Genomic DNA, 12,110 nt, shown 5'->3' on the forward strand with positions numbered 1-12,110 from the left:
TCCTGAATGAAATCAAAACATCCCCTGCCGACGCGATGCGTTGAGCAAGGATCGAAATTCATCAGTCGTGTTTGTTCATTTTTGGGGGGCGCTCCTGAGGGCGAAATTTAACGGGAACAAGAATAACGGCAATGCGCCGCCCATTTCAAGGTTAAATTTTCACCAGGCTATTGCCCGAGCATAAAAAACCCGCCGAAGCGGGTCTCTCAATCAGATAAACGCAAACGCATCGCCAAACAGACGATCTTCCCGCGCGTCACGCTCGTTGCAGAACAGGTCGCGGGCAATTTTTGCCATTTCAAAGCGACCGGCAATGTAGATATCGTGCCCGGCCAGCGTCCCGTGATCCTGCAATACCGCAGTCAGCACCGTACCGCTGCGCCCGCGCCAGCCCTCTTCCGGCTGCTCGACAACCGGCTCAATGCGCAGGTTTGGATGATTTACGCTCAGCGCCTCCAGCTCAGACAGATCGTAAAGGTGCTTCTCTTCACGGCCGCCCCAGTAGATGGTGATATCGCGATTTGGATTACGCGCCAGCGCCGTCAGCAGAATAGAGCGGACATAGGAGAAGCCCGTGCCACCGGCAATCAGGATCAGCGGACGGTCTTCGTCTTCACGCAGCCAGGCCTCGCCATGAGGAATATCGACCACGATTTCACGCTCTTTCAGGATGCGGTCCATCACGGCCATCGCGTACAGGTTAAGCTCAGACGCACCAATATGCAGCTCAATAAATTCCTTCTCTGCTGGCGTTGAGGCCATAGAGAAAGGACGCTTATCACGCTCGTCCATCACGACCATCAGGTACTGACCGGCACGGAATGAGAATGCCGCTTCAGGAACCAAACGGACGCGATATACGGTGTCGGTAATAGCATCTACCGACGTCACTTTACAGCTTAAGGTTGTCATTCGCTCTCTCTGTCGGGAAGTCTATAGGGCTAAACGGTCTTATTCTGCCTTACCGTTATTCATTATGGCCAGCTCGTCCCAGATCGCGTCAATTCGCGCGGTCACGGCAGGATCTTTTTCGATCGGGCGACCCCATTCACGGTCGGTTTCGCCAGGCCATTTGTTCGTGGCATCCAGTCCCATTTTTGAGCCAAGTCCGGAAACCGGCGAGGCAAAATCCAGGTAATCAATCGGCGTGTTTTCCACTAACACCGTATCACGCGCCGGATCCATACGCGTGGTGATGGCCCAGATAACGTCATTCCAGTCGCGGGCATTGACGTCATCATCGCAGACAATCACAAACTTGGTATACATAAACTGGCGCAGGAAAGACCATACGCCCATCATCACGCGCTTAGCGTGACCGGCATACTGCTTCTTCATCGTCACCACCGCCAGGCGATACGAACACCCTTCCGGCGGCAGATAAAAATCAACGATTTCCGGGAACTGCTTTTGCAGGATCGGCACGAACACTTCGTTCAGCGCCACGCCCAGTACCGCCGGTTCGTCGGGTGGACGGCCGGTATAGGTGGAGTGATAGATGGCATCTTCACGCTGGGTAATGTGGGTGACGGTGAACACCGGAAAGTTATCCACTTCGTTGTAATAGCCGGTGTGGTCGCCGTACGGCCCTTCGGGTGCCAGCTCGCCCTGTTCAATGTAACCTTCCAGCACAATCTCTGCGCTGGCCGGTACTTCCAGGTCATTGGAGATGCACTTCACCACTTCGGTTTTGGTGCCGCGCAGCAGCCCTGCAAAGGCATATTCAGACAGCGTATCAGGAACAGGCGTCACCGCGCCCAGGATGGTTGCCGGATCGGCACCCAGCGCGACGGAAACCGGGAAGCGTTCGCCCGGATGGGCCGCGCACCACTCCTGGAAATCCAGCGCCCCGCCGCGATGGGACAACCAGCGCATGATGAGCTTGTTTTTGCCAATCAGCTGCTGGCGGTAAATGCCGAGGTTTTGACGCTCTTTATGCGGCCCACGCGTCACGGTGAGGCCCCAGGTGATCAGCGGTGCGGCATCTTCAGGCCAGCACTGCATGATGGGAATATTGGTCAGATCCACCGCATCGCCTTCCAGCACTTTTTGCTGGCACGGCGCACCGCGCAGGCGTTTGGTGGGCATATTCAACACCTGCTTAAACTGCGGCAGTTTGTCGAACAGGTCGCGGAACCCTTTTGGCGGCTCCGGCTCTTTCAGAAAGGCCAGCAGTTTGCCCACTTCACGTAACGCCGTGACATCTTCCTGCCCCATCCCCAGCGCCACGCGGCGAGGTGTGCCAAACAGGTTGCACAGCACCGGCATGGTGTAGCCTTTTGGGTTTTCAAACAGCAACGCCGGGCCGCCCGCGCGCAGGGTGCGGTCAGCGATTTCTGTCATTTCCAGATACGGATCAACAGGAAGCGTAATGCGTTTGAGTTCGCCCTGCTTTTCCAGCAGCGCCAGGAAGTCGCGTAGATCGTGGTATTTCATGCAGTTAATCATGGCCTCTCTGTAAGCGCTTCATTATACGGCGTAAGACCGCGTGATGCTGTAATTTTGTTAAATTAGCGTGAACTTCCACGACTTACTCTCTTTTTCGCCATTATAATCACCTTAGCGATCCCGCCAGGGTTTTGGTATGCTTGCGCCCCGAACAATGGGAAGAGTGATTATGCAGGCCTGGTATTTACTGTATTGCAAACGCGGGCAACTTCAGCGCGCGCAGGAACATCTTGAACGTCAGTCTGTTAACTGCCTGACACCCGTGATCACGCTTGAAAAAATGCAGCGTGGAAGACGCACGACCGTCAGTGAGCCTCTGTTCCCGAATTACCTGTTCGTCGAATTCGACCCCGAAGTGATCCACACCACGACGATCAGCGCCACGCGCGGCGTCAGCCATTTTGTGCGTTTTGGCGCCCATCCGGCAAGAGTACCGTCATCGGTTATTCATCAGCTTTCTGTCTACCAGCAGCCTGAAGATATTACCGATCCGGAAACCCCTTATGCCGGCGACAGCGTGGTGATCACCGAAGGCGCCTTTGAAGGCTTACAGGCCATCTTCGCTGAGCCGGACGGTGAAGCGCGCTCCATGCTGCTGCTCAACCTGCTGAACAAAGAGGTGTTGCAGAGCGTGAAAAACACCGATTTCCGCAAAGTTTAGAACTGCACGCCGAACAGACGACGCACGTTATCATCGGTTTGTGCTGCCAGCCACTGCACATCTTCTCCCAGCCAGTGCGCCACTCGCTCAGCAATATGCCCCAGGTAGGCCGGTTCATTACGTCGTGATGGCGGTTTGGGCTGCATATCCCGGGGCAACAGATACGGCGCATCCGTTTCCAGCAGCAAACGATCGGCCGGGATAACGGGTAACAGCTCACGCAGTTCCAGCCCACGACGCTCATCGCAGACCCAGCCCGTGATACCCAAATAAAGCCCGCGGTTCAGGCAATCCAGCGCTTCCTGACGGGAGCCCGTAAAGCAGTGCAACACCGCGCCCGGCAGTTTCTCCAGCCAGGGTTCCAGTAGCGCCATAAAACGTTCATGCGCATCGCGACAGTGCATAAACACCGGCATCTCCAGCTCTGCTGCCAGCGCGAGCTGGGCGGTAAATGCCTTCTCCTGCTCTTCAGGCGTCGAGAAGTTACGGTTGAAATCAAGCCCGCATTCGCCAATGGCAACCACTTCTGGCGTTTGTGCCAGACGATGAAGCGCCTCAGCGCTTTCATGCGTCCACTGGCTGCTGTCATGAGGATGCACGCCTGCGGTGGACCAGCAGTGTTGATAGCGTTGCGCCATCTGCCGTGCCTGCTCACTCTCATGCAGATTCGTTCCCGTCAGTAGCAGCCCACCCACGCCGGCGGCAAAGGCGCGCGCCACCACCTCATCGTGGTCTTTCGCAAACTGGGAGCTAGTGAGGTTAAGCCCGATATCAAACATACGTATCCCCATATGACAACCGCCCTGACGGGCGGTTGGTTTTATTCTTTAGTGGTCTCTTCAGACGGCTCGTCTTCTTCGTCCCGGGTACGCCCCTTTCCGACGTAGAAACGAGCGAAGAATACGCCGACTTCAAACAGGCAGTACATCGGTATCGCCAGTAAGGTTTGCGAGAAGACGTCCGGTGGCGTTAACAGCATACCTACAACAAATGCCCCCACCAGGATGTACGGGCGCTTCTTACGCAGATCGTCAGGCGTGGTCACCTCTACCCAGCAGAGCAGGACAATCGCTACGGGCACCTCGAAGGCGACACCAAAGGCCATAAACAGCGCCATCACGAAGCTGAGGTAGCTGGCGATGTCCGTCGACACCTGCACCCCTTCTGGCGCGGTATGCGTCAGGAAGCCAAAGGCCAGCGGGAAGACAACGAAGTAGGCGAACGCCATGCCGATATAAAACAGCAGCGAACTGGACACCAGCAGCGGAATAACCAGCTTGCGTTCATGCCTGTACAGCGCGGGCGCCACAAATGCCCAGACCTGATACAAAATGACCGGTGCAGATGCAATCAACGATACCCAGAAGGTCAGCTTGATGGGGGTAAAGAACGGTGAAGCAACGTCCGTTGCAATCATCGTCGCGCCCAGCGGCATCTGTTTAATCAGCGGCGCGGAAACCACCTGATAGATATCGTTGGCGAAATAGACCAGACATAAAAAAATGAGGAAAACCGCAATAATGCAGTTTAACAGGCGCTTACGCAGCTCAATGAGGTGCGCAATCAGCGGTTGAGTATCATCTACTGCCATGTTTACGCTTTATCACTCGACGAGGGGGATGATTCGGAAACGGGCGCGGCGGGTTTTACCTCAGCCGTTTTGACCACGGGCTCTTCCGGCGGCACCTGCTTTTTCACTTCGGGCTCCTGCGGCGATTGCTCTGGCGAAGCAGCCTGATGCTCCGCGCTGGAAGGCGTTACACCCTCGCGCTGCTCTTCGCTACCCTTCACCACCGGATTGTGGATGGTGTTTGCTTCATCGCTCGCCTTCTCAGGATCGTTAATGCTGTAAGAGCGCTTCATGGATTCAGCCGCTTCGCGTAACTCATCCATTGATGCTTTCAGCTCCGGCGTCAGGTTATCCATGCTCGCCTTTTCAACCTTTTTCAGGCTGTCCTGAAATTCCTGAAGCTTCAGCTCCTGCGCCAGCTCGTTCTGCACGGTAGTTGCCAGCGAGCGAAGTGCCCGCACCCAGCCCACGACGGTTTTCACCGCAACGGGTAAACGCTGCGGCCCCAACACAATCAGACCAATCACAAAGACCAGCAGTAACTCACCAAAACCAATGTCGAACACGAATTACACCTGCTCTTTATCGTGACGTTTAGCCTCTTCCTTTTTGGCTTCGTCCTGCTTATCGGCGATGGATTTAGCGGTAAAATCAGCATCCTGACTGGTTTTTTCCTGCTTATTCTCATCATCGCTCATGGCTTTCTTGAAGCCTTTGATTGACGCGCCCAGGTCGGAACCAATCGATCCGAGTTTTTTCGTGCCAAACAGCAGCACAACGATGACGGCAATGATCACTAACTGCCAGATACTGATACCACCCATGCGTGTTCCCCAGTGATAGATGATTAATTAGTCAGATCGCATTATACGTATGCAATCTCTCGATAGCGACGCTAATTCAGCGCGTTTTTCGCCAGCCAGCAAGCCAGACAACCACACCGGCAGCCATAATCCAGGCTGGCATCATTTCCCAGTCCGGACGATTGATCAACAGCAACGTGCCGCTTATCAGCAGCGTCGCGCCAATTCCGAAGAGATAGCGGGACTGCCCCTGACGCACGCGACTGGATTGAAGCTCGTGCGCGATTTTATCCATGCTGTGCTGAAGGTTCTTGCTCTGACGCAAACTGTCGTAAACCAGTTCAGGAATTTCAGGCATTTTTTCAATCCAGAACGGGCCTTTCTCTTTAAGCGAGCGAACCAGGGCTGGAATACCGACCTGATCCTTAATCCAGGATTCGAGGAACGGTTTCGCGGTTTTCCACAAGTCTAACTGAGGATAGAGCTGGCGGCCTACGCCCTCAACGTAAAGTAATGTTTTCTGAAGTAAAACTAATTGTGGCTGCACTTCCATATTGAAACGGCGTGCGGTGTTGAACAGGTTGAGCAGGACGTGTCCGAAAGAGATCTCCGAGAGCGGCTTTTCAAAAATCGGCTCACAGACGGTGCGGATCGCAAATTCAAACTCTTCCACGTTGGTATCTGGCGGAACCCAGCCTGAATCCACGTGCAGTTCGGCCACCTTACGGTAGTCGCGATTGAAGAAAGCGATAAAGTTCTCGGCGAGATAACGCTTATCCTCTTTATTCAGCGAGCCGACAATACCGCAGTCGATGCCGATGTATTTAGGATCTTCCGGGTGCTCATAGCTGACAAAAATGTTGCCCGGATGCATGTCAGCATGGAAGAAGCTGTCGCGGAAAACCTGAGTAAAGAAGACCTGCACGCCACGTTCGGCCAGCAACTTCATGTTGGTGCCCTGTTTTTCCAGCGCCGTCACGTCCGAGACCGGAATACCGTAGATACGTTCCATCACCATCATGTTCTGACTGCAATAGTCAGAATAGACTTCAGGAACATACAGCATCGGGCTGTCTTCAAAGTTTCGACGCAGCTGAATGGCGTTCGCCGATTCACGCAGCAGGTTAAGCTCATCAATCAGCGTTTTTTCGTATTCCCGTACCACTTCCAGCGGACGCAGACGGCGGCCATCCGGCAACAGACGCGGCACCCAGCGAGCCAGGCGATAAATCAGCTTCATGTCTGCTTTGATAACCGGCAGGATATCCGGACGAATCACTTTAATGACCACCTCTTTGCCATTTTCCTTCAGGCGCGCAGTATGAACCTGCGCAATAGAGGCAGAGGCCAGAGGCTGAATATCGAAATCATCAAACCAGGTCTCGATGGGGATATTGCCCATCGCTTCTTCGATTTGTTTCTTCGCTCTCTCTCCGTCAAACGGAGCGACGCGATCCTGCAATAGTGCGAGCTGATCGGCAATCTGCGGTGGAAAAAGGTCGCGACGTGTTGAGAGCATCTGCCCAAACTTGATCCAGACCGGTCCCAGCTCCTGCAACGCAAGACGCAGGCGTGCGCCCAGCTCCTGATCCTTATGGCGATTCGGCATCCAGAACAGCGTGCGACGCCAAAGCCGAAGCGGCAGGGTGATACGCATTCTGGGGATAAGCTCGTCGAGCCCGTAGCTCAAAAAGGTGCGAACGATAAAATAGAGGCGCCGAATTTCACCAGGCGTCATTTGCCCTCCAGTTTTTCCAGCCGTTTGGTTAACGCATCAACTGCGCGCTCAACTGCCGCGGTCTCTTCTGCAAACCAGGCGACTTCTAAAGGCCCCGGCGCCATACGCCACTCTTCGGTCAGCACCTCGGCAGCATAGCGCTGTTGACGGAGCAGACCTTTACGCAGGAAAGCGGACCCCGTGCGCAGCGTTTTGCTTATCCCTTCAGCCGCGATGTCGCCGATATAGGGCGCCAGCAGTTCCGCCGGGTCGAATTCAGCCTGATCGCTGAGTGCAACGAAGTTCTGTACCACCTGAATATCGCCTTCGACCTCCAGCTCACCGCTGCGAATAAGCGCCGTCATCTGCTGACGGTCACGCAGTTTTGGTAAGACGCTCATGTGCGTAATTACCGAGCAATCAGCTTCGCCTTCCCACTCCCCCAGAACGTCAAGCTGGCGTTCGCTGAAGACCAGCACAAGCGGCGTCGAGAACTCCTTTAACACGATGCGCAGCACCTTTCCGTTAAGCCGCTGACGTGCGGTTTTCAGCGCCGGAGCGCGATACAGAAAGGCATTCAGTACGTTCTCGATGCCTGCGGTGACTAAGGGTTTAATGGGCACAGGAAACCTCCACTCAGAACTTGTAACCACGATGCAGCGCGACGACACCCGCCGTCATATTGAAGTATTCCACGTTTTCAAACTCGGCATCCTGCATCATCGCTTTCAGCGTGTCCTGATCCGGGTGCATTCGGATGGATTCGGCCAGATAACGGTAACTTTCTGCATCGTTTGCCACCAGCTCGCCGATGCGCGGCAGAACGTGGAAGGAATAGGCATCGTAAGCTTTGCTCAGCGGGTCGATAATCGGTTTAGAAAACTCGAGAACCAGCAGTCGGCCGCCCGGCTTCAGCACGCGGTACATGGAGCGCAGCGCTTTATCTTTATCGGTCACGTTACGCAGACCGAAAGAGATGGTGATGCAGTCGAACGTATTATCCGGGAACGGCAGCGCTTCGGCGTTGGCCTGAACATATTCAACGTTGCCTACCACGCCGATGTTACGCAGCTTTTCGCGTCCCATTTTCAGCATGGAGTCGTTGATATCCGCCAGCACCACGCGGCCGGTTTCGCCAACCAGACGGGAGAATTTAGCGGTCAGATCCCCTGTGCCTCCGGCTAAATCCAGCACCGTTTGTCCACGGCGCACGCCGCTGCAATCAATAGTGAAGCGCTTCCACAAGCGATGAATGCCGAATGACATCAAATCATTCATCACATCGTACTTCGCCGCCACGGAATGAAATACGTGGGCCACCATGTCAGCTTTCTGCGCTTTGGCGACAGTCTGAAAGCCAAAGTGCGTTGTGTCTTGTGAATCGTCAACCATCTCAGAGCCTGCTAATCAGTCAAATGTTCGTGAAGTGTAACAGATTGGGCGCATTTGCCCTACGTTTCAACCACCGTGAAAGAAACGCGCCGGCTGCGCTTCGGGGGATAAACTCGCCGCTAAATCGTTGTCTTCATTGCGGCTATTTTGCTCACCGCCGCCTTCACGCAGACGAAACTCTTCGTCCTGAGCGGTAGCCTGCTCCACCAGTTCCGGATTAATCTCGCGTTTAACTTCCACCCCCAGGCTGCGAAACGCCTCCGCCTGCGCCAGCAAATTGCCACGCCCGGAGGAGAGTTTTTTCATCGCCTGGCGGTAGTTATCCTGCGCGCGATCCAGGCTTTGCCCCACCGAGGACATATCGTCCACAAACAGCCGCATTTTGTCGTACAGCTTGCTGGCGCGATCGGCAATCTGCTGCGCGTTACGGCTTTGGTGCTCATAGCGCCACAGGTTGGCAATGGTACGTAACGCCACCAGTAGCGTGGTGGGGCTGACCAGCATAATGTTATTTTTCAGCGCTTCGGTGATCAGTTCGGGCTGTCTGTCGAGCGCCAGCAGGAAGGCTGGCTCAACCGGAATGAACATCAGCACATAATCCAGCGATCGCAGCCCCGGCAACTGCTGATAATCTTTTCTGCCCAGCAGACGGATATGGTTACGCACGGAGGCGATGTGCTCCTGCAACGCTGTTTCGCGGGTGTAGTCATCTTCCGCGTTGAAGTAGCGCTCATAGGCCACCAGCGTCATTTTGGCGTCGATAACCACATCTTTGCCCTGTGGCAGACGAACAATGACATCCGGCTGCATCCGCGAGCGCGCATCGTTTTCAATGCTGACCTGCGTTTCGTATTCGTATCCTTCGCGCAGGCCAGAGGCCTCCAGCACGCGCGTCATGACCACTTCGCCCCAGTTTCCCTGCGCTTTGTTATCACCTTTCAGTGCGCGCGTCAGGTTAACCGCCTCCTGCGCCATCTGCGCATTCAGCTGCTGGAGATTACGAATTTCATGCGCCAGCGTGTGGCGCTCGCGGGCCTCCTGACCAAAGCTGTCCTGTACCTGACGTCGAAAGCCGTCCAACTGCTCACGCAGGGGCGTCAGCAGGCTGTTCAGGCTCTGACGGTTCTGCTCATCCACGCGGCGATTGCTGTGCTCAAAAATGCGGTTCGCGAGGTTCTCAAACTGCTCGCTAAGACGCTGCTCGCTGTTGATCATCTGACGGATTTTGTCTTCGGCGTGCAGTTGGGTGGACTCAAGGCGGGTGGTCACTTCCCGGAGATCGGCCTCCAGCGAGGTGTTAATGTCGCGCAGATTGCGCAGTTCGTTATTGAGCAGTTCACACTCATCGCGCCAGTGGTCACTCAGCGCAAGCTGTTGTTTCGTCGCGCTGAGTTCGGCGACGATCTCTTCGCGCTCTGCCAGCTGATCGGCTTTCTGCTGAGCATGTTGGTAGCCGCAAATGAGCCAGCCAATCCCCACGCTCACCAGCGCAACTACCGCATAAACCAGGATTGAAATATCCACAATGCCCCCTGCATCCACGTCTAACCCGCACAAAATAGAATTGTGCTGTATGAACGTCCAGTTTGAAAGGGTTTTCCTGCGAGGCGTTACGCAAAAAGAAAAGGCCGAGCATGTCGGCCTTTTAGCACTGAAGAGAGAATTAGATCAGGCGGCGCGCCGCTTCAACCACGATTTTCACCGCATGGCTTTCAGTCTGCTTCATGGTTTCAGCGTTCGGGATCTCCTGTTGGGTACGGTTGACGATAACGCCCGCCACCATACCGGCACGCAGACCCTGGCTCGCGCACATGGTCAGCAGCGTCGCAGATTCCATTTCGTAGTTCATGACGCCCATCGACTGCCACTCTTCCATGGAGCCTTTGAAACGGCTCACCACGCGACCAGAGAAGGTGTCGTAACGCTCCTGGCCCGGGTAGAAGGTATCGGAAGAGGCAGTTACGCCCACGTGGGTGGTGGCGCCCACGGATTTCGCGGCTTCAACCAGCGCGGTGGTGCATTCGAAATCGGCCACTGCCGGGAATTCCATCGGAGCAAAGTGCAGGCTTGCCCCGTCCAGCCGCACGGATGCGGTGGTAACCAGCACGTCGCCCACGTTGATGTGCGGCTGAATGGCGCCTGTGGTGCCGATGCGCAGGAAAGTACGAATGCCCAGCTGCGCCAGCTCTTCAACGGCGATAGAGGTAGACGGGCCACCAATACCGGTAGAGCACACGATCACCGCTTTACCGTCCAGCTCTGCGCGCCAGGTGGTGAATTCGCGATGCGCTGCCAGCTTAACCGGCTTATCCATCAGCGCGGCGATCTTTTCCACACGCTCTGGATCGCCAGGGACGATAGCAAGCGTAGCCCCTTGTAAATCGTTTTTAGTGAGGCCGAGATGAAAAACATCAGACTTAGACATAGGTGACTCCTCTGTGGGTCGGTTTGTCAGAAGAAGTAAAACGGTACTTTACAGAAGCAATGTGCATTATTTCGTGACACACCTCACCATGAATGAAAATGATTGCAGTTAATTTCCATAAAATAGTGATTCACATCACATTAACAAGTTATATCGCCGGGTGCTGCACAAAAGATAGACGCTATAAGGCACTGTGGGTTGTTAACCTGGTGTCTATATTTATCTTTGCGCTAATCCATTCATTGGTACGGAGAATGCCATGACTGAAAAAATCGGTTTTGCACCTGCTGCGGCCCCGCACGCTTCAACCATCGTCTCGACCCCTGAAGAAGCCATTACCGCAGGCGAGACCTCCATTCCCTCCCAGGGAGAGAACATGCCAGCGTACCACGCGCGGCCAAAATCTGCCGATGGCCCGCTGCCCATCGTGATCGTGGTGCAGGAAATATTTGGCGTTCATGAACATATTCGCGACCTCTGCCGCCGTCTGGCGCTGGAAGGTTACCTGGCCGTTGCGCCGGAACTCTATTTCCGTCAGGGCGATCCGAATGATTACAGCGACATCCCGACGCTGTTCAGCAACCTGGTCAGCAAAGTGCCGGACGCGCAGGTACTGGCCGATCTCGACCACGTTGCCAGCTGGGCGGCGCGCAACGGTGGCGACCCACACCGTCTGATGGTGACCGGCTTCTGCTGGGGTGGACGCATTAGCTGGCTGTATGCCGCGCACAATCCGCAGTTGAAAGCGGCCGTGGCCTGGTACGGCAAACTGGTGGGCGAAAAGACGCTGAACTCGCCGAAACATCCGGTTGATATCGCCACCGATTTAAATGCCCCGGTGCTAGGGCTGTATGGCGGTCAGGATACCGGCATTCCGCTTGATACCGTCGAGACCATGCGCCACGCGCTGCGGGCGGCAAACGCGAAGGCCGAAATCGTGGTGTACCCGGATGCGGGACACGCGTTTAATGCCGATTATCGTCCGAGCTATCACGCGGAATCCGCGAAAGATGGCTGGCAGAGAATGCTGGCGTGGTTCAGCCAGTACGGCGGGAAGAAAGCGTAATACCAAAAGCCCGGTGGCGGCTACGCCA

13 protein-coding genes are annotated in these 12,110 nt (G+C 55.3%); 2 read left to right on the top strand and 11 right to left on the bottom strand.

Translation table 11 applies throughout. The features are described 5' to 3' along the window. Positions 1–210: 210 nt before the first annotated feature. Both fre and ubiD read right to left on the bottom strand, forming a co-directional pair. Positions 211–912: an NAD(P)H-flavin reductase gene (gene fre, locus AM329_RS16980; protein WP_003860778.1), complete on the bottom strand. Its 702-nt coding sequence runs from the start codon at positions 910–912 to the stop codon at positions 211–213. Positions 913–951: 39 nt separating this feature from the next. After that, positions 952–2,448, bottom strand: a complete 1,497-nt coding sequence (gene ubiD / locus AM329_RS16985; protein WP_032608225.1) for a 4-hydroxy-3-polyprenylbenzoate decarboxylase — start codon at positions 2,446–2,448, stop codon at positions 952–954. 169 nt (positions 2,449–2,617) lie between these two features. On the opposite strand from ubiD, the gene rfaH reads away from it, so the two are divergent. Then, positions 2,618–3,109 (top strand): transcription/translation regulatory transformer protein RfaH, encoded by a 492-nt coding sequence (gene rfaH, locus AM329_RS16990; RefSeq protein ID WP_003860779.1) that lies wholly within the window; start codon positions 2,618–2,620, stop codon positions 3,107–3,109. Here the strand turns inward: rfaH and tatD are convergent. The 9 genes from tatD to udp all read right to left on the bottom strand — a co-directional run bounded on the left by tatD (position 3,106) and on the right by udp (position 11,016). Beyond that, positions 3,106–3,888 carry a 3'-5' ssDNA/RNA exonuclease TatD gene (gene tatD, locus AM329_RS16995; RefSeq protein ID WP_032608224.1) on the bottom strand — a complete coding sequence of 261 codons (783 nt, stop codon included), beginning with the start codon at positions 3,886–3,888 and terminating at the stop codon, positions 3,106–3,108. The two genes, rfaH and tatD, sit on opposite strands and share 4 nt — an antisense overlap. 41 nt (positions 3,889–3,929) lie before the next feature. Then, positions 3,930–4,700 (bottom strand): Sec-independent protein translocase subunit TatC, encoded by a 771-nt coding sequence (tatC, locus tag AM329_RS17000; protein ID WP_032608223.1) that lies wholly within the window; start codon positions 4,698–4,700, stop codon positions 3,930–3,932. A gap of 2 nt (positions 4,701–4,702) precedes the next feature. Next, complete coding sequence (tatB, locus tag AM329_RS17005) at positions 4,703–5,245, bottom strand: Sec-independent protein translocase protein TatB (protein ID WP_003860783.1); 543 nt, start codon at positions 5,243–5,245, stop codon at positions 4,703–4,705. Positions 5,246–5,248: 3 nt separating this feature from the next. Continuing rightward, positions 5,249–5,503 (bottom strand): Sec-independent protein translocase subunit TatA, encoded by a 255-nt coding sequence (gene tatA / locus AM329_RS17010; RefSeq protein ID WP_003860787.1) that lies wholly within the window; start codon positions 5,501–5,503, stop codon positions 5,249–5,251. A 76-nt stretch (positions 5,504–5,579) separates the two neighbouring features. Then, entirely contained in the window at positions 5,580–7,220 is a 1,641-nt protein-coding gene (ubiB, locus tag AM329_RS17015) for a ubiquinone biosynthesis regulatory protein kinase UbiB (protein WP_022650180.1), read from the bottom strand. After that, positions 7,217–7,822, bottom strand: a complete 606-nt coding sequence (gene ubiJ / locus AM329_RS17020) for a ubiquinone biosynthesis protein UbiJ (RefSeq protein WP_003860788.1) — start codon at positions 7,820–7,822, stop codon at positions 7,217–7,219. The genes ubiB and ubiJ overlap by 4 nt, the downstream gene beginning before the upstream one ends. 13 nt (positions 7,823–7,835) lie before the next feature. Then, positions 7,836–8,591: a bifunctional demethylmenaquinone methyltransferase/2-methoxy-6-polyprenyl-1,4-benzoquinol methylase UbiE gene (gene ubiE, locus AM329_RS17025; RefSeq protein WP_003860790.1), complete on the bottom strand. Its 756-nt coding sequence runs from the start codon at positions 8,589–8,591 to the stop codon at positions 7,836–7,838. A 66-nt stretch (positions 8,592–8,657) separates the two neighbouring features. Further along, positions 8,658–10,115 carry a DNA recombination protein RmuC gene (rmuC, locus tag AM329_RS17030; protein ID WP_032608222.1) on the bottom strand — a complete coding sequence of 486 codons (1,458 nt, stop codon included), beginning with the start codon at positions 10,113–10,115 and terminating at the stop codon, positions 8,658–8,660. Positions 10,116–10,254: 139 nt separating this feature from the next. After that, positions 10,255–11,016 (bottom strand): uridine phosphorylase, encoded by a 762-nt coding sequence (udp, locus tag AM329_RS17035; protein WP_003860792.1) that lies wholly within the window; start codon positions 11,014–11,016, stop codon positions 10,255–10,257. 259 nt (positions 11,017–11,275) lie between these two features. On the opposite strand from udp, the gene AM329_RS17040 reads away from it, so the two are divergent. Continuing rightward, complete coding sequence (locus tag AM329_RS17040; protein ID WP_023302906.1) at positions 11,276–12,082, top strand: dienelactone hydrolase family protein; 807 nt, start codon at positions 11,276–11,278, stop codon at positions 12,080–12,082. The last annotated feature ends 28 nt before the right edge of the window (positions 12,083–12,110 follow it).

Source organism: Enterobacter cloacae complex sp. AR_0002 (assembly GCF_001922365.1).
GTDB lineage: Bacteria > Pseudomonadota > Gammaproteobacteria > Enterobacterales > Enterobacteriaceae > Enterobacter > Enterobacter hormaechei_C.

Coding starts and splice junctions, on each gene's coding strand:
- fre (WP_003860778.1), bottom strand. CDS start 912: ATGACAACCTTAAGCTGTAAAGTGACGTCGGTAGATGCTATTACCGAC.
- ubiD (WP_032608225.1), bottom strand. CDS start 2,448: ATGATTAACTGCATGAAATACCACGATCTACGCGACTTCCTGGCGCTG.
- rfaH (WP_003860779.1), top strand. CDS start 2,618: ATGCAGGCCTGGTATTTACTGTATTGCAAACGCGGGCAACTTCAGCGC.
- tatD (WP_032608224.1), bottom strand. CDS start 3,888: ATGTTTGATATCGGGCTTAACCTCACTAGCTCCCAGTTTGCGAAAGAC.
- tatC (WP_032608223.1), bottom strand. CDS start 4,700: ATGGCAGTAGATGATACTCAACCGCTGATTGCGCACCTCATTGAGCTG.
- tatA (WP_003860787.1), bottom strand. CDS start 5,503: ATGGGTGGTATCAGTATCTGGCAGTTAGTGATCATTGCCGTCATCGTT.
- ubiB (WP_022650180.1), bottom strand. CDS start 7,220: ATGACGCCTGGTGAAATTCGGCGCCTCTATTTTATCGTTCGCACCTTT.
- ubiE (WP_003860790.1), bottom strand. CDS start 8,591: ATGGTTGACGATTCACAAGACACAACGCACTTTGGCTTTCAGACTGTC.
- udp (WP_003860792.1), bottom strand. CDS start 11,016: ATGTCTAAGTCTGATGTTTTTCATCTCGGCCTCACTAAAAACGATTTA.
- AM329_RS17040 (WP_023302906.1), top strand. CDS start 11,276: ATGACTGAAAAAATCGGTTTTGCACCTGCTGCGGCCCCGCACGCTTCA.